General features: G+C 70.7%; 9 protein-coding genes. All 9 read left to right on the top strand.

The features are described from left to right. The first annotated feature begins 89 nt into the window (after nt 1–89). Nucleotides 90–1,421, top strand: coding sequence for a DUF58 domain-containing protein (locus tag QK291_RS08460; RefSeq protein ID WP_282380804.1), 1,332 nt, complete (start codon nt 90–92; stop codon nt 1,419–1,421). Beyond that, the gene (locus tag QK291_RS08455) at nt 1,418–3,982 is read left to right on the top strand and encodes a transglutaminaseTgpA domain-containing protein (protein WP_282380803.1); all 2,565 of its coding nucleotides are present in this window, start codon (nt 1,418–1,420) and stop codon (nt 3,980–3,982) included. Before QK291_RS08460 ends, QK291_RS08455 begins: the two co-directional genes overlap by 4 nt. Next, on the top strand, nt 3,979–5,517 hold the full coding sequence (locus tag QK291_RS08450) for an RDD family protein (RefSeq protein WP_282380802.1): 1,539 nt from the start codon (nt 3,979–3,981) through the stop codon (nt 5,515–5,517). The genes QK291_RS08455 and QK291_RS08450 overlap by 4 nt, the downstream gene beginning before the upstream one ends. Beyond that, on the top strand, nt 5,514–6,503 hold the full coding sequence (locus QK291_RS08445) for a protein phosphatase 2C domain-containing protein (protein ID WP_282380801.1): 990 nt from the start codon (nt 5,514–5,516) through the stop codon (nt 6,501–6,503). The genes QK291_RS08450 and QK291_RS08445 overlap by 4 nt, the downstream gene beginning before the upstream one ends. Further along, nucleotides 6,493–8,463, top strand: coding sequence for a hypothetical protein (locus QK291_RS08440; RefSeq protein ID WP_282380799.1), 1,971 nt, complete (start codon nt 6,493–6,495; stop codon nt 8,461–8,463). The genes QK291_RS08445 and QK291_RS08440 overlap by 11 nt, the downstream gene beginning before the upstream one ends. Then, nucleotides 8,460–10,217 (top strand): serine/threonine-protein kinase, encoded by a 1,758-nt coding sequence (locus QK291_RS08435; RefSeq protein WP_282380797.1) that lies wholly within the window; start codon nt 8,460–8,462, stop codon nt 10,215–10,217. The genes QK291_RS08440 and QK291_RS08435 overlap by 4 nt, the downstream gene beginning before the upstream one ends. A 33-nt stretch (nt 10,218–10,250) precedes the next feature. Further along, entirely contained in the window at nt 10,251–11,000 is a 750-nt protein-coding gene (locus tag QK291_RS08430; RefSeq protein ID WP_282380795.1) for a hypothetical protein, read from the top strand. Next, complete coding sequence (locus QK291_RS08425; protein ID WP_282380794.1) at nt 10,997–15,442, top strand: FtsK/SpoIIIE domain-containing protein; 4,446 nt, start codon at nt 10,997–10,999, stop codon at nt 15,440–15,442. The genes QK291_RS08430 and QK291_RS08425 overlap by 4 nt, the downstream gene beginning before the upstream one ends. A 120-nt stretch (nt 15,443–15,562) precedes the next feature. Then, nucleotides 15,563–16,879 (top strand): LssY C-terminal domain-containing protein, encoded by a 1,317-nt coding sequence (locus tag QK291_RS08420; RefSeq protein WP_282380792.1) that lies wholly within the window; start codon nt 15,563–15,565, stop codon nt 16,877–16,879. The last annotated feature ends 34 nt before the right edge of the window (nt 16,880–16,913 follow it).

Raw genomic sequence — 16,913 nt, 5'->3', positions numbered from 1 at the left:
ACCGGCCCGCAGGCCGGCAGCAGCACCGACGGCAGCACCGAGAGCCACCACCGGCACCCTGAACACCCAGCACGAACAAAGGCACCCATATGTCCTCCAGCACTCCGCTGACCCGGCTTGCTGAACGCCTGCAACGGCCCTTCCATCGGGACGGCAGGCCCACCCGGCTGCATCCCGGCTCCCTCTGGACCGAGGCCGGAAGCACGGCAGGCCTGGCCCTCGCCCCGGCCTGGCGCGCCGTCCGCGCGCTCTGGCTGCGCTACGTGTGGCCTGTCCTGTCCGTGGTGAGCCTCCTGGGCTGGTTCGTGCTGGCGGCCTCAATCCTGCTCTGGACCGTCGGCCAGGCCTTCGGCTGGCAGGAAGCCAAGGCGGCAGCGATCGCCGCATTCGTCCTGTTCGTGCTCGCCGTCGGCTTCATCCTGGGCCGCTCCTCCTACGGCGTTGTCCTGGATCTGGCGCGGACGCGGGTGGCGGTGGGGGACAGCGCCGTCGGCAGTATTGCGGTCTCCAACACCTCCGCGCGGCCTCTGCTGGCCGCGGACCTGGAACTCCCGGTGGGGGCCGCCACCGCGGTGTTCCACCTGCCCCGGATGAAACCCCGGCAGGTCCACGAGGACCTGTTCACCATCCCCACCGCCCGCCGCGCCGTGATTGTGGTGGGCCCGGTCCGCTCCGTCCGCGCCGACCCGCTGCACCTGCTGCGCCGCCAGGTGCTCTGGACCGAACCCGAGGACCTGTTCGTGCACCCGAAGACCACGGCGCTGGCCGGCTCGGCCGCCGGATTCATCCGCGACCTTGAGGGCATGCCCACCACGGACCTGTCCAGCGCCGACGTGTCCTTTCACGCGCTGCGCGACTACGTGCCGGGAGACGACCGGAGGCACATCCACTGGAAGACCACGGCCCGCACCAACAAGCTCATGGTCCGCCAGTTCGAGGAAACCCGCCGCGCGCACCTCGCCATTTCGCTGTCCATCAACACGGACGAGTACGCCTCCGAAGAGGAGTTCGAGCTGGCCATCTCCGCCGCCGCCTCGATCGGACGGCAGGCCATCCGTGAACAGCGGGACCTCGATGTGCTCACCCAGAAGGGCCCGCTGCGCTGCGAGACCGGCCGCAACATGCTCGATGACATGACGAGGATCGCCGGCGCGCCGCAGCGCAGGACCGCCGTCGACCTCGCCCGGAGCCTTGCGGACACCGTCCCCAACGCCTCCGTGGTGTTCCTGGTCGTGGGCAGCAACGTCACCGCCGCCCAGCTTCGCTCCGCCTCGGCCGCGGTGCCCCTGGGCGTGCGCACCATCGCCGTCCGGCTCCAGTCCGGCGCGGCCCCGGCCCGGGCCAGTATCGGGGACCTGACCGTGCTGACCCTCGGTGACCTCTCGGACCTGGCCATCGTGCTCAGGAAGGCGGCAGCATGAGCACCGCAACCCCGCTCCGTCCGCGCAACCACGCGCCGGCTGCGAAGCGTTCCGGATTCACCGGCGGCCAGCCGCTCTGGCACCTCGGGCTCGACGCCGGTGCCCTCACCGTGCTGCTCGGCCTGGGCGTGCTCGGCTTCAGCCTCAGCTTCGGCGGGGACCCGTACTACCTGGTCGCGGGCTTCGGCGGCATCCTGCTGGGCCTGGCCCTGGCGGCGGCCGCGGTGCATTTCCGGCTCGGGCTCCTGATCACCGCAGGCCTGACCCTTGGCGTGTACCTCGTCTTCGGCACCGCCCTGGCCGTCCCGGAAGCCTCCTTCGCCGGCGTGCTGCCCACCCTCGATTCGCTGCGCACCCTGCTGCTCGGCGTGGTGTTTGCCTGGAAGGACATGCTCACCGTCGGCGTTCCGGTCGGCACCGCCGGCGGCACCCTGATTGTGCCGTTCCTGAGCTCGCTCCTCACCGCGCTCGCCGCCGGGCTGCTGATCTGGCGGCTCAAGAGCCCGTACTGGCCGCTGCTGCCGGTGCTGGTCCTCTTCGTCACCGGCATCGCCTTCAGCACGAACGCCGGGTTCCTCACGGTGGAACGCGGCATCGCACTCACCGTGGTCGCGATCGCCTGGGCCACCTTCCGCCGCGACGCCCTCCGCCGCAGCGACACCCGCAAGGTTTCCGTCAACCGGCTGGAGACGGACGAGGCCACCGCCCGGGCGGCCACGCTCCGCCGGCTGGGCACCGCCGCCGCGGTGATCGCCGTCGCCGTGGCGGTCACCGCTGTCGCGTCCCCGCTGGTCACCGCCAGCGACGACCGCCGCGTGCTGCGCAACACGATCGTCCCGCCGTTCGATCCCAAGGACTACGTGACGCCGCTGGCGAGCTTCCGCAACTTCGTCAAGGACAAAAAGGACGACAGCCTCTTCGTCGTCAAGGGCCTGCCCAGGGATGCCCGGGTGCGCCTCGCCGCGCTCGACTCCTTCAACGGCACCAACTACAACATGGACCCGAACGGCTCCGGCAGCTTCAGCAAGGTGGGCGACGCCAAATCCCTGAACACCCTGGCCGACTCCACCGGGATTGTGCCCAGCAACAACTACACCCTGGACATCACGATCGAGGACTACCAGGGCTACTTCCTTCCCGGCGGCCGCCAGACCACCGGCATCAGCTTCGCCCGCGACGGCGCCGGCGCCGCGTCAGGCCTGTACTTCAACGCCGGCACGGACACGGCCGTGACCACCAAGGGGCTCTCGAAGGGGGACGCCTACCGCGTCCAGGTGGCGGACCCCGCCACCCTGGAGCACGGGCAGCTGACGCAGTACGACTTCGCACAGATGTCCCTCCCGGACCCCGCCGAGGTGCCGCCTGTCGTCGGGTCCCAGGCGAACGACCTCGCCGCCGACGCGCCCACCGCCATCGACCGGGTGCGCCAGATCGAGGCGCACTTCCAGAAAAAGGGCGCCTTCAGCAACGGCCTGATCGCCGACGGCCAGCTGCCCAGCGTCTCCGGCCACGGCGCCAACCGCGTCCGGAGCCTGCTTACCGCCAAACAGATGCTGGGCGACGACGAACAGTACGCCGTGGCAATGTCGCTCATGCTGCGCCACCTCGGCATCCCGTCCCGCGTGGTGATGGGGTTCTACCCGGATCCGAAGAGCCCGGAAAACGGCGCCGGCGAAGTCAAGATCACCGGCAAGGACGTCCACGCCTGGGTCGAGGTCGCCTTCGACCGCGTGGGCTGGGTGTCCTTCGATCCCACCCCGCCGAAGGACAATGTGCCGATCCCGCCGGACCCGGAGAACAAGTCCAAGCCCAAGCCGCAGGTGCTGCAGCCGCCGCCGCCGCCGCAGGAGCCCGCGGACCTTCCGCCCGACTCCTCACCGGATGCGCTCGATGCCGACGAGAAGAAGAACAACCCCTGGCTCTTCTGGGGACCCCTCCTCGCGGCGGTCGGCCTGGCACTCCTCCCGATCGCGGTCCTGGCGCTGCCGTTGCTGGTGATCGCCCTGCTCAAGTCCCGGCGACGGAAGGTCCGCTTCAGCGAGGGCCCGCCGGCGCAGCGCGTCGGCGGCGGCTGGAACGAAGTCGTCAGCCTCGCGACGGACCTCGGCGCCGGGGTGGACAGCCGCGCCACCCGGCGCGAGTCCGCCGTCGTGCTCGCCGGTGCGTTCCCGGCCGCCGGCGGAACCACCACGCTGCTCGCCAACCGGGCCGATGCTGCGATCTTCGGCGCCGGGCAGCCGAGCGAGGAGCAGGTGCGGCAGTACTGGGAGACCGTGGACGGCTCGCTCAAGGAGATGACCGGAACGCTTGGCTTCTGGGGCCGGCAGCGGGCCAGGTTCTCCCCGCGCTCCCTGCTGGCCGACGGCCGGGCCGCGCTCAAACTGCGGGGCCTCCAGCCGGGCCGGACCGGGCAGCCCGGGCGGAAGCGCGCGGCGCCCGCCGGTCCGGAAATGCCTGCCGGTACAGTGGAGTCCGGTCCGCCGGCGGCAGCCACCCTTGATGCCTCCGATACCGCGGCCGACGCCAGCCAGACCGTCAGGAAGAACCGCAACACACCATGACCGACGACGCCGAGCTTTGCCCGCGCTGCCAGCAGCCGCTCCGCCGCGGGGCTGCTTTCTGCACCTCCTGCGGAACGCCCCTGAGCAACCGTTCCGCGCGGAACGTCCGCAATGTGCGGGAAGCCCCGGCGGCCCGGGACCCGCAGGAGATCCAGCCGCGCGGTCCCGGCGGCGCGGAGGGCCGGAACCCCGCCGCCGGGCACACCGGCCTGATCCCCGGTAGTATCCCGGTAGCGCAGGGCCCAGCCACGGGCCGCGGAGCAGGGGGAGGACCTTCCATGCCGAACAAGCTTGAACTGGTACCTGCCGCTGCCGGAAAGCGGCTGGGGGCCGCCGTGCTGGACTGGCTGCCGCCGGTCACCATCCTGACGATTCTGCTGGCGATCGGTTTCGCCGGAGTCACCAGGAGGCAGAGCGGGGGCTTCATCGTCTACGACACCTCGTCCCTGGTGCTGTTCGGCGGTATCGGCGCGGGCCTCACGCTGATCTACACGGCGGTTCTCGCCACGCTCGAAACCCGTTCCGGCGCGACCCCCGGCAACGGGCTGATGGGCATCCGCAGCACGGATGCCGACGGCAACGCCCCGGGCGGGGGAGCGGTGTTCCTCCGCGGCCTGATCACCGGCGCCGGCGTGCTGCTCACCGTGGCCGCCGCCGCCGCGGTCGTAATCTTCCAGTGGTTCGGCGTCGCACTCCTGGTGCTGGGACCCCTCCTGTCCCTGGGCTCGGCCTGGGCTGTCCTCGTGGTGCTCTCCAACACCTGGGACCGCAACGGCCGCCTCCGCGGCTGGCACGATACGGCCGCCAGGACCCTCGTCTTCGACGTCAAGGCCGGACGCAATCCGATCACCACCGGCGGCATCCAGGGCCCGTACAGCTTCGCGCCGATGGACCTCCCCCCGGTGCAGCAGGTCCTGTCGCCGCTGGCGGCGGGAGCGGCCGCCGCGGCCGCAGCCCCTGCCGCCGCGCCGGTTTCCCCCGTTGCGCCCGCGGCTCCGGCGGTGCCCACTCCCCACCAGTGGCAGCAGCCCGCGGCGCCGCAGCCCGCCGTCGAACCCCGGCCCGCCGGCGGAGAGCAGCCGGTTCCCCACGCCGCATCGTTCGCCCCGCCCGCCCGGACCACAGCCTCCCAGCCGGGCGCGCACCCCGACGACGACCACGACCGCACCCAGGTCCGGGGCGACACCCACGCCCCGGTCACCGTGGCAATGCTCCGGATCCGGCTGGACGACGGCCGCGACATCGGACTGGACCGCAGCGTGCTGATCGGCCGGAACCCCGCCGGACATCCCGGGGAGGACACCGCGCAGCTCGTCCCGGTCGCCGACCCCGGCCGTTCCATTTCCAAGACCCACCTGCACCTGCTTGCCGGCAACGGGGGACTCTGGGTCACCGACCGCGATTCCACCAACGGCAGCTCCGTCACCACCCCGGACGGTATCCGTACCGCCCTCGCGGCGGGGGAGCCCACCCACGTCCGCCCCGGGTCCACCGTGCACTTCGGTGACCGCTCCTTCTACCTAGGACAGGCATGATTCCCCAGCCGGCCGCCGTTCCCACCCCAGCCAACTCCGACGCTGTCCCCGTGCCGGCCCTGGGCAGCCCCCCGGGCCTGCGGCTGAACGCCGGCTACGGCACGGACCGTGGCCTGCGCCGTGAAATGAACGAGGACTCCTTTATTGCCTCCGATCCCGTCTTCGCCGTCGCGGATGGCATGGGCGGGCACGAGGCCGGTGAGATCGCCAGCGGCATCTGCGTCCGCACGCTGGCCCGGATCCCGCAGCTGGCCACCGGCGGGCGGGACGCGACCGCCGGCGTCGTGCAGGAGCACCTGCTGATGGCCGACGAAAGCATCCGCGAGGCCACGGGCGCCCGCGCCGGGACCACACTGTCCGGCGTTGTGGTCGTGGAGCAGATGGGGGTCCCGTACTGGCTGGTCCTCAACATCGGCGACTCCCGGACCTACCGGCTCAGCCAGGGCAAGCTGAAACAGGTCAGCGTCGACCACTCCGAGGTCCAGGAACTCGTGGACGCCGGACAGATCAGCCAGGCGCAGGCCGCCGTTCACCCGCGCCGCCACGTCGTCACCCGAGCCCTGGGCACCGGCGACGAGATCGAGGCCGACTACTGGCTGCTGCCCATCGAGGAGGGGGACAGGATCCTGGTCTGCTCCGACGGGCTCAACGGCGAACTCGACGACGAGCACATCTCCAATGTCCTGCGCTCCCAGGGGGAACCGCAGGCGGCCGTGGATGAACTCATCCAGGCGGCCCTGCGCAGCGGCGGCCGGGACAATGTCACGTGCATCGTCGTGGATGCCAGCAACGTCAACAACGACGACGGCACCGCCCGGACCACGCCGCGCAGCGCGGCCGCGGCAGAGGACGAGGACACACTGCCGCGGACCGACGCCCTGGACCTGGCCCCCAACGGGGAACAGGTTGCCGGCGCCGGCGCGGCGCCGGCAGCCGAAGAACCGGATTCCGCAGGACAGGGCAAGGACCCGAACGATGGCAAGTAACCCCGCCGCCACGCGCTACACGCCCGGCAGCTGGCTCGGTGTGGTGCGCTCCGGAACCGTGGTGCTGCTGCGCCCGGACACCGCGCCGGCCCTGGTGGACTCACTGTGGGAGCTGCTGGCCACCGGCCCCGAGGCCCACGAGGTGCTCGACGCCGTGTCCTCGGCCTCGGGCGGTTCGCTCGCCCGGCTGCCGTGGTTCGCGATCGTGGCCCGCCGCGGCTCCGTCCAGGTGTTCCTGCGCGGCGAAATCGACTTCACGGTGGACCTGCCCTCCGGCCAGGTGGACCTGAGCGGCCGCGAGGTCACCACCTGGACGGAACGGCGCTTCGCAGCGGCCGACGGATTCAGCCTGACCGTCCCCGGTGTCGACGCCGCGGGCAATCCCGGCCCGGTACGGGCCTCCGGCGCCGCTGCGGACCTGCCGCTGGCTGACGGGGTGGTCCTGCTCCAGGGCCTGCGGGTGGACTTCACCGGTGTTGCTGTCCGGTCTGCCGCCCGTGCGGTCCCTGCCGCGGCGATGGCCGCTATGGTAGTTCCGATTGCGGCGGACGCAGGGGCAACGGCCGTTGTCGAAGCAGCGATGGACGAAGCGGCGACAGACGAAGCAGCGGTGGACGGCCCGGCCGTGGAGGACGCGGCGGTGGAGGACGAAGTCCTGGCGGCCGCCGAGGCAGACATCGCGGCCGAGCTCAGCGAGCACGGTGCCTCCGCGGAGACCGTGCTGGAGTTCCCCGGTGAGGACCTCGAGCTTGGCGGAGCCCTGCACGGTGAACCGGAACCGGTCCCCGAGGCCGAGGCCGACGCCGAACCCGAACCCGACGCCGAAGCCGAACCGGACCTGTCACCGGAACTGGCGCCCGACGCTGAACCCGCGGCGGCCGGGCGTGAGCCCGAACCGTCCGCGCAGCAGCCGTCCGCGGCGGCACCGGAACCGGCGGAACAGGAGCCGACCGGCAGCTACGACCACCTCTGGGAACAGACGGTGATGCGGAACATCGAAGACGCCGCCGTCCGCGCGGATCCTGACGCCGAACCCGCGGTCGAGTCCGCCGCCGACTCCACCAGTGCCGGCTCCACCAGTGCAGACTCCACCAGTGCCGGCTCCGCCGGTGCAGAGCCTGAGCCGGCGCCGGAGGCCGCCGAATCCGGGGCCGCCCCCGCGCCCGTGCCGGAACCGCCCGCGCCGCCGCGCACGGCGCTGCCCACCGGGCTGATCGACTCCGTCCCCTGGCACACCGGCGGCGACCAATGGTCCCAGGCGTCCCAGGTGCCCGAGGCCTCCCGGGCGTCCCCACCGGCGCTGGCGCCTGCACCCGCGGCACCCGCGGCGCTGCCGCCGTCGGCTCCGCAGCCGCCTGCCCTGCATCTGCCTGCCCTGCAGCCCGGAGCGGATGCCGACCACGACGGCCAGACGGTCATGAAGAGTGACCTCGCAGCGGCTGGCGCCCGGCCGCCCGGCGCCCAGCGCCCGTCCGCGGGACCGGCTTCGGAACCGGCCACCGGACCCATGGTGCTGGCCCGTGTCTGCCCGCAGGGCCACGCCAACCCCTCCACCTACTCCCAGTGCGGACGCTGCGGCCAGCCGCTGCCCGGCGACGGCGTCCAGGTCCGGCGGCCGGGCCTGGGCCGGATGCGTCTGTCCACCGGCGAACTGATCGACCTTGACCAGTCACTCGTCGTGGGACGCCAGCCGTCGGTCTCGCGCGTGCAGGGCGCCGTGATGCCCAAACTGATCCAGGTGGCAAGCCCGAGCGGGGACATTTCCCGCTCGCATGTGGAGGTCCGGCTCGAAGGCTGGCACGTCATGCTGTGCGACCTTAAGGCCACCAACGGCACCGTGCTCGTGCGCGAGGGCCAGTCCCCGCGCCGGCTGGCGCAGGGCGAGATGGCGATCCTGCTCGACGGCGACATCGCAGAAGTCGGCGACGGCATCTGGCTGCGCTTTGAGGCAATCCCGTGAGTTCAAAACGGCCCGTAGCCCCGCCGCCAGTCATCCCGGGCTTCACGTACATCAGCCTGCTCGGTTCCGGCGGCTTCTCCGATGTCTATCTCTACGAACAGGACCGGCCGCGCCGCAAGGTGGCCGTCAAGGTGCTGCTCTCGGACCTGAAAACCGAAGGTGCCCGCCGCCGCTTCGAGTCCGAAGCCAACCTCATGGCGCAGCTGTCCTCGCACCCGTACATCGTGACGATTTTCGAAGCCGAGATCACCGACTCCGGGCATTCCTACCTCGCCATGGAGTACTGTTCCCGGCCCAGCCTGGACGTCCGCTACCGGCGGCAGCGCTTCAGCGTGGACGAGGTCCTGGCCATCGGTATCCAGGTGGCTTCCGCCGTCGAGACCGCCCACCGGGCCGGGATCGCGCACCGGGACATCAAGCCCGCCAACATCCTGGTCACGGACTACAACCGGCCCGCCCTGACGGACTTCGGCATCTCCGGCACCCTGGCCGGGGACGCGGACGAGGACGCGGGCATGTCCATCCCGTGGTCCCCGCCGGAGCAGTTCACCGGCCACCATGTCGACGGCGTCCTGGTGGACGTCTGGGCGCTCGGCGCCACGCTCTACACCCTGCTGGCCGGGCGGTCCCCGTTTGTGCTGCCGGGGGCGGACAACTCCCAGCGTGAGCTGATCTCACGGATCACGAACCTGCCGGTGCCGAAACTGGGCCGCGCCGACGTGCCGGAATCCCTGGAACTGGCGCTCTCGACCGCGATGGCCAAGGCCGCTTCCTCCCGCTACTCCTCGGCGCACGCCTTCGCGCTGGCCCTGCAGCGGATCCAGGCGGAACTGAACCTCTCCGTGACGTCGTTTGAAGTCCTGGAGGAGCCGCGCCCCGAGGAAAACCAGCCGGACGACGGCTTCGAGGAAACCCGGGTCCGCAGCGTCGCCGCGATCGACCCGGACGCCACCGGCAACGCCCCCACCTTCCCGGCCAGGTTCCCCGGCTCGGACACAAGTTCCACGCTTGACAACGCCACCACCTTCAACAACGCCACCACCTTCAACAACGCCACCACCTTCAACAACGCCACCAACGCCACCGCCTTCAACAAAGCCACCGCATCCAACAATGCAGCCGCCCAGCGCCCGGCACTGCCCGGCTTCGCGGCGCCCGGCACCGACCGGACCGCCGGATGGAGCGGCGACCGGAGCGGCGACACCCGGACTTCCAGCACCCGTGACGCCGCCTCCGAGGACGACGTTGCGGCCACGGTCAACCGTTCCAGCACGGCGGCTCCCGCCAGCGACGGGGACGAGGTGGCGGGGGAGCAGCCGGCCGGCCACGGCCGCCGCAAGCTGCTGCTCTCCATTGTCGGCGGCACCGTCCTGGTGGCCGCCGTCGCCCTCGGGGTCGTGGCCGGCACCACCCGGCCCGAGCCGGCGCCGAAAGCCACGGACCAGGTCAGCAAACCGCCCGCGGACGCCCTGGACAACGGCACCGTGCCGGACGTCACCGGGCTGGCCGGGGCGGCCGGTCCGGCCGGGAAGGTCAGCTTTAGCTGGACCAACCCACAGCCAAAAACCGGCGACAGCTACAAATGGCGGGTCCACACGCTCAAGGGCGGGGGAGAGTACCAGTCGTCCGCGGGGCCCGCCGCTGAAATCGCGGCGAACCCGACCGAACCCAGCTGCATCCAGGTCATGATCGTCCGCAGCGACGGGGCTTCCTCGCCGCTGGGCCCGGATTCCGTCGCCTGCGTCCCGAACTAGCAGCACCAACGACTTTCCAGAAAGGCACGGATTATGGGGGATCTGGCAATAGATTTCTGCGGCGAGTGGCATGAGCCCTCGGACCAGGACATCTTCAGCATCGGCCGCGAAGGCGACCTGGAGGTGGACGACAACCCCTACCTGCACCGGCAGTTCCTGCAGATCGCCCGCTATGACGGCATCTGGTGGCTGAGCAACGTCGGCAGCATGCTCTGCGCGACCATCGCCGACGCCTCCGGCGGGATGCAGGCGTGGCTCTCGCCGGGCGCCCGGATTCCGCTGGTCTTCAGCCACACCAACGTCATCTTCACCGCCGGCCCGACCACTTACGAGTTCGCCGCGCACCTGCGGACCCCCGCGTTCCGGCAGGAATCCCGCGACGAGGACAGCAGCGGTGACACCACGATCGGCCCCGTGCTCTTCACCACCTCGCAGAAGGCCCTGATAGTGGCCCTCGCCGAACCCATGCTGCGCCGGGAAGGGACCGGCTTCAGCGCCATCCCGTCCTCGGCCGACGCCGCCAAGACCCTGGGCTGGGCCCTGACCCGGTTCAACAGAAAGCTGGACAACGTGTGCGACAAGCTCGACAAGGTGGGGGTCGCCGGCCTGCGGGGCGGCGGCGGGAAACTCGCCACCAACCGCCGCGCCCGGCTCGTGGAACACGCCGTCACCTCCCACCTGGTGACCCCCGCGGATTTGTACCTGCTGGAACAGCACAGAACCGGAAAGCACCCCGCCGCAACGCCCAACACTGAAGAACTGACTGGAGCCGACCAAGCGTGAGAATCCGACTGACGCTGCGCCGCGACCCGGCCGACGCCAAAGACCTCGCCGTCACCGTTGACGGCCTCGCCACCGTGGCGGACATCGCCACCCAGCTCTGGGCGGCCGATCCGGCACGGCGGGGGACCCCGCCGCCGTCGACCCTGTCCCTGAGCATCGAGGAGGCCTTCGCCGCCGGCGGCATGAAGGGCAGCGTCCTGGACCGCAAGGACAACCTGCTCGAATCCGGGCTGCGGCCGGGCTCCATCGTCTCGCTGACCCAGCTCAGCGAGCAGTTCGAGACACCCGGCGGGAACCGGGGACCGGCCGCGGCGACGCTGCGCGTGCTGTCCGGGCCCGACGTCGGACGCGAATTCTCGCTGCCGTCGGGCACCAGCTACATCGGCCGGGACCGGGACGTCGACATCCGGCTCACGGACCCGCTGACCTCCAAGCGGCACGCCCGGATCACAGTTGGCGAGACGGTGGAGATCGTGGACACGAATTCAGCCAACGGGCTGCTGATGGACGGGCTGCCGGTCACCCGCGCCACACTGAACTCCTCGGACACCGTGGCCCTGGGCGACACCACTGTCTCGGTGGTCTCGCTCGGCACCGGCCACAGTTCCGCCCCGAGTTCGCCCCTGATCGACTTCAACCGCTCGCCGCGCGTGGTGCCCCGGTTCGAGCTGCAGAAAAAGATGCTCCCGGCCGGGCCCAAACGCCAGGAGCACCACGCGTTCCCGTACATCATGCTGCTCGCGCCGCTGATGATGGGCGGGATCCTGTTCGCCGTCACGCAGAACGTGCTCTCGGTCGTGTTCATGCTGATGATGCCGCTGTTCATCGTGGGCCATTACGTGGACCAGAAGCTGCAGGCCAAGCGGGAACGCAAGGAACAGCACAAGCAGTTCCTCGAGTCCATGGCCGCGTTCCGGACGGACATCACCCGGCTGCAGAACGTGGAACGCTCCGTCCGGCTGCAGGAAGCACCCTCGGTCAGCGACACGGTCGACTCGATCTACAAGCTCGGCCCGCTGCTCTGGACCCACCGGCCCGAGCACACCGGCTTCCTGGGGCTGCGCTTCGGCCTGGGCACCGCGCCGTCGCGGATCCAGTTCGAGGAGCCCAACAGCAACGACACCGAGGCCGAATACATGGCCGAAATCCAGGAGTGCATGACGCAGTTCCGGGACATCGAGGGCGTGCCGATCGTCTCGCAGCTGCGCTCCGCCGGGTCCTTCGGCCTCGCCGGGTCCCGCGGCCTCGTCGACGACGTGGCCCGCGGGATGGTCCTGCAGCTCGTGGGCCTGCACTCGCCCGCGGAAGTGGTCCTGGCCGCCATCACCTCGGCGCAGTCGAAGGAACGCTGGGAATGGCTGCAGTGGCTCCCGCACGTCGGCTCCGGCCACAGCCCGCTCAGCGGCGACCACCTCGCCGCCGGGCCCGCGGGCGGCTCGGCCCTGCTGTCCCGGCTGGAGGACCTGATTGACCAGCGGGAGGCCGCCTCCCAAACCCCCCGCCCGGCCCTGCGGCCCGGCGTCGACCCGCTCAGCACGGACCTTCCGGCACCGCTGCTGCCCACCGTGCTGGTGGTCGTCGAGGACGACGCCCCGGTGGACCGCGGCCGGCTTACCCGGGTCCTCGAGCGGGGCCCGGACTCCGGCGTGCACGTCATGTGGGTGGCGTCCTCGGTGCAGCAGCTGCCGGCAGCCTGCCGGGACTTCATGGCCGTTGACGGCGACCACGGCACCACCACCGGCCAGGTCCGGCTCGGCCGGCACGCCTTCCCGGTGAGCTGCGAAAGCCTCGACGCCGGCCTCGCCGCCCAGCTGGCCCGCATGCTGACGCCCGTCGTCGACGTCGGCAAGCCGCTGGAGGACGACTCGGACCTGCCGCGTGCCGTGTCCTACGCGACCCTGATCGGCAAGGACTTCCTGGACAATCCGGCGGCCGTGGCCGAGCGCTGGACCGAAAACAACTCGGTCCGGGCCTCCGCCGTGCCCAACCGCAAGGACAACGGCACGCTCCGGGCCCTGGTCGGCTCCAAGGGCATCGAACCGCTCTACCTCGACCTCAAGAACGAGGGCCCGCACGCCCTCGTCGGCGGCACCACCGGCGCCGGCAAGTCCGAGTTCCTGCAGTCCTGGGTGATGGGCATGGCCGCGGCCTACAGCCCGGACCGGGTGAGCTTCCTCTTTGTCGACTACAAGGGCGGCGCCGCGTTCGCGGACTGCCTGCACCTGCCGCACACCGTGGGCCTGGTCACCGACCTTTCCCCGCACCTGGTCCGCCGCGCGCTGACCTCGCTGCGGGCCGAGCTGCACCACCGGGAACGGCTGCTGAACCGGAAGAAGGCCAAGGACCTGCTGGAACTCCAGCGCGAAGCGGACCCGGAAGCGCCGCCGTACCTGATCATCATCGTGGACGAGTTCGCGGCCCTCGCCACCGAGGTGCCGGAGTTCGTCGACGGCGTGGTGGACGTCGCCGCCCGCGGCCGGTCCCTGGGCCTGCACCTGATCCTGGCCACCCAGCGCCCGGCCGGCGTGATCAAGGAAAGCCTGCGCGCCAACACCAACCTGCGGGTGGCGCTGCGGATGGCCGACGTGGATGACGCGATCGACATCCTCGGCGTGCCGACGGCTGCCTACTTCGACCCGTCCATCCCCGGACGCGGCGCGGCCAAGACCGGCCCCGGCCGGATCCAGGGATTCCAGACCGGCTACGCCGGCGGCTGGACCACCGAGAAACCGCAGCGGCCGCAGATCGAGATCGTCGAGATGGCCTTCGGCTCCGGCCCGGCCTGGGCCGCCCCGGCGCCCGAGACCCCGGTGAAGGAAGAGGCCGCGGGCCTGAACGACATCGCCCGGATGACGGCCAACATCATCAAGGCCGCCGACGTGCTCTCCATCGACCCGCCGCGCAAGCCCTGGCTGGACGAACTCGCCACCACCTACGACTTCTCCCGGCTGCCGAACCCCCGCACGGACGAACGGCTGCTCCTCGGCGTGGCGGACGACCCCGCGCACCAGGACCAGCCCACGGTGTTCTACGAGCCGGACCGGGACGGCAACATGGCCATCTACGGCACCGGCGGCTCGGGCAAGTCCGCGGCCCTGCGCGGCATCGCGATCGCCGCCGCCGTCACCCCGCGCGGCGGGCCGGTGAACGTCTACGGCATCGACTGCGGCTCCTCGGGGCTGAAGATGCTCGATGAGCTGCCGCACGTCGGGGAGATTATCAACGGTGACGACGTCGAACGCGTCGGCCGGCTGCTGCGCTGGCTCCGGGACCTCGCCGACGACCGAGCGGCCCGCTATTCGGAAGTCCGTGCGTCGACCATCGTGGAGTACCGGACCCTCGCGGAACGGCCGGCGGAAAAACGGATCTTCGTGCTGGTGGACGGCATGTCCGCGTTCCGCGAGGCCTACGAATACAGCAAGCTCTCGGCGCTGTGGGACATCTTCCTGCAGCTGGCCACAGACGGCCGTCCGCTGGGCATCCATCTGGTGGTCAGCGGGGACCGGCCCAACTCCGTACCGGCGTCGCTGCTGGCCTCGATCCAGCGCCGGCTCGTGCTGCGCCTCTCCTCCGAGGACGACTACCTTTCGATGGATGTGCCCAAGGACGTCCTGGGCCAGGCTTCGCCCCCGGGCCGCGGCCTGCTGGGCAACCTTGAGGTGCAGCTCGCGGTGCTCGGCGGCAACTCCAACCTGGCCGTGCAGGCCCGCGAGGTGCACAAACTCACCGAGGCCATGCTGCGACAGGGGGTCGAACGCGCCCCGCAGATCGAGCGCCTGCCGGACCAGATCGACCTCGACGTCCTGCCCGCCGGCAGCCCGGACCTCCCGGTGATCGGTGTCGACGACGAGACCCTTCAGCCCGCTGAGATCCTGGCCAAGGGCCCGCTGCTGCTGGCAGGCCCGCCCGGCTCCGGGCGCACCGTGGCCCTGGTGACCCTGGCCTACGCGCTGCGCCGTTCCAACCCAGGCGTCGAACTGCTGTACATCGGCTCCCGGCGCTCCGCCGCGGCGTCCCTGAAACTCTGGGACCGCTCCATGGTGGGCGCGGACGACGTCGAGGAAGCCATCGATGAGCTGGTGGACTACTCCACCGGCACGCCGGGCAAGCTCGCGATCTTCATCGAGGGGCTGACCGACTTCACCGACACGGCAGCGGAATCCGGGATCGAACGGCTGATCACCGCCTCGATCAAGGCCGAGCAGTGGGTGGTGGGCGAATCCGAGACCTCCACCTGGTCCTCGGCCTGGTCACTCGCGCAGCCGTTCAAGTCCGGCCGCCGGGGCCTGCTGCTCAACCCGGGCGACATCGAGGGCGACAGCCTGCTCAGCACGTCGCTGGGCCGGGTCAGCACGGACTTCATCCCCGGCCGCGGCTACATTGTGGGCCGCGGCAAGGTCCGCAAGCTCCAGGTCGCGCTGCCGCCCGAAAACCGCAACTAACCCCCGTTGCCCTATCACTTTTGGTCCCTATTCGGCCCCCAGAAGGACCACAAGTGATAGGGCATCCGGGCTAGCCGCACCTGCCGCGCGCCATGGTCCCGGGTCTTGTAATGTCTGTGTATGGCCGATGCGACAAATCGGGAGGACGCGACCCGCGGTATCCAGGACAGCGGAACTGTCGTGGACACCGCGTTCTTCGCTTTCAGCGGGATGGCCGCCGTCTGGCTCGCCACGATCCTCTTCGAGGAGAGTCTGCGCTGGGACCGCCTCTGGTTCTCGGTCATCTTCTGGGCTGCCCTGGCCTATCTGGTCCTGCCGCGGCTGCACCGGATCCTGACCCGTATCTACCTGCCCGATTACTTCATCGGCCGGGCCCGCACCAGCGACGGGCTGCTCGGAGACCCCGTGAATGTGGCGCTGCTCGGCTCAGCGGAGCAACTCCACTCGGCCATGCGCCAGGCCGGCTGGACCTTGGCTGACGACGTCGATCTGGCGAGCAGCAGACGGATCGTCCTGGCGACGCTGACACGGCGCAGCTACGACGAGGCCCCGGTCAGCCCGCTGTTCCTTTTCGGCCGGCAGCAGGATTTCGCCTACCAGCAGGAAGTCGACGGGAACCCGGGAAGGCGCCATCACATCCGCTTTTGGCGCTGCCCGCCCGGGTGGGTCCTGCCCGGCGGGGTCAAGGTCGACTGGCTCGCCGCCGGCACCTATGACCGTTCGGTGGGGCTGTCACTGTTCACGCTCCAGATCACGCACAAAATCGAGGAGAACATAAACGAGGAACGGGACTACGTGCTGGCTTCCCTGCAACAGGGCGCAACCGACGTCGAGGTCCGCGTGATCCGGGACTTTTCGACCGGCTACCACTCCCGCAACGGCGGCGGGGACAGCATATCGACCGACGGCGACCTGCCTGTCGTCGATCTCACCGGGCTCACGCCCCAGCCAGGGACGGTCGTGCCGGTGGCGACGGACCGCCGGCACCGCCGGCCGGCACCGACGCTGTTCGGCGGCGTCCTCGTCGTCCTCCGCGGCCTGGCGGCGCTCGCGCTCGCCGCCGGCCTGCTGGCCGGGAGTCCGGCAGTCGTGGCCGAGATCGACGCCGACGCCCTCTTGCCGCCCGTCGCTGCGGTCCTCGCCGCCTTCGGGATCATCGAGATCATGCTGGCCTGGTTCATTCTTCGCGGCGGCAACCGGTCCCGGCTGGGGGCCATGGCCCTGAGTTCTGCCGCCATCGTGACCCAATGGATCGCTGTCCTCAATGGCGGCCCGGGAGTCACTTTTGCGACCAACCTTGTAGGACTCTCGCTGGACATCCTCCTGATAATCGCCCTGTCGAGCCAACGGTCCCGCGACTTTGCGCGCCAGAACGGCCGGCAACCCGCCACGCTGGCGGAGGCCCCCCGCACCGGCGTCCCGGGCACGCCTACCTGACCGGACAATGTCGGCGATCTAGGGCAGGATAGGT

It is taken from the genome of Arthrobacter sp. AL12 (assembly GCF_029960645.1).
In the GTDB taxonomy this organism is placed as follows: Bacteria; Actinomycetota; Actinomycetes; order Actinomycetales; family Micrococcaceae; genus Arthrobacter.
Note: the sequence above shows the minus strand (reverse complement) of the source record. Positions and strands in the feature narration are given on the sequence as shown.

Coding starts and splice junctions, on each gene's coding strand:
- QK291_RS08455 (WP_282380803.1), top strand. CDS start 1,418: ATGAGCACCGCAACCCCGCTCCGTCCGCGCAACCACGCGCCGGCTGCG.
- QK291_RS08430 (WP_282380795.1), top strand. CDS start 10,251: ATGGGGGATCTGGCAATAGATTTCTGCGGCGAGTGGCATGAGCCCTCG.
- QK291_RS08440 (WP_282380799.1), top strand. CDS start 6,493: ATGGCAAGTAACCCCGCCGCCACGCGCTACACGCCCGGCAGCTGGCTC.
- QK291_RS08445 (WP_282380801.1), top strand. CDS start 5,514: ATGATTCCCCAGCCGGCCGCCGTTCCCACCCCAGCCAACTCCGACGCT.
- QK291_RS08460 (WP_282380804.1), top strand. CDS start 90: ATGTCCTCCAGCACTCCGCTGACCCGGCTTGCTGAACGCCTGCAACGG.
- QK291_RS08420 (WP_282380792.1), top strand. CDS start 15,563: ATGGCCGATGCGACAAATCGGGAGGACGCGACCCGCGGTATCCAGGAC.
- QK291_RS08450 (WP_282380802.1), top strand. CDS start 3,979: ATGACCGACGACGCCGAGCTTTGCCCGCGCTGCCAGCAGCCGCTCCGC.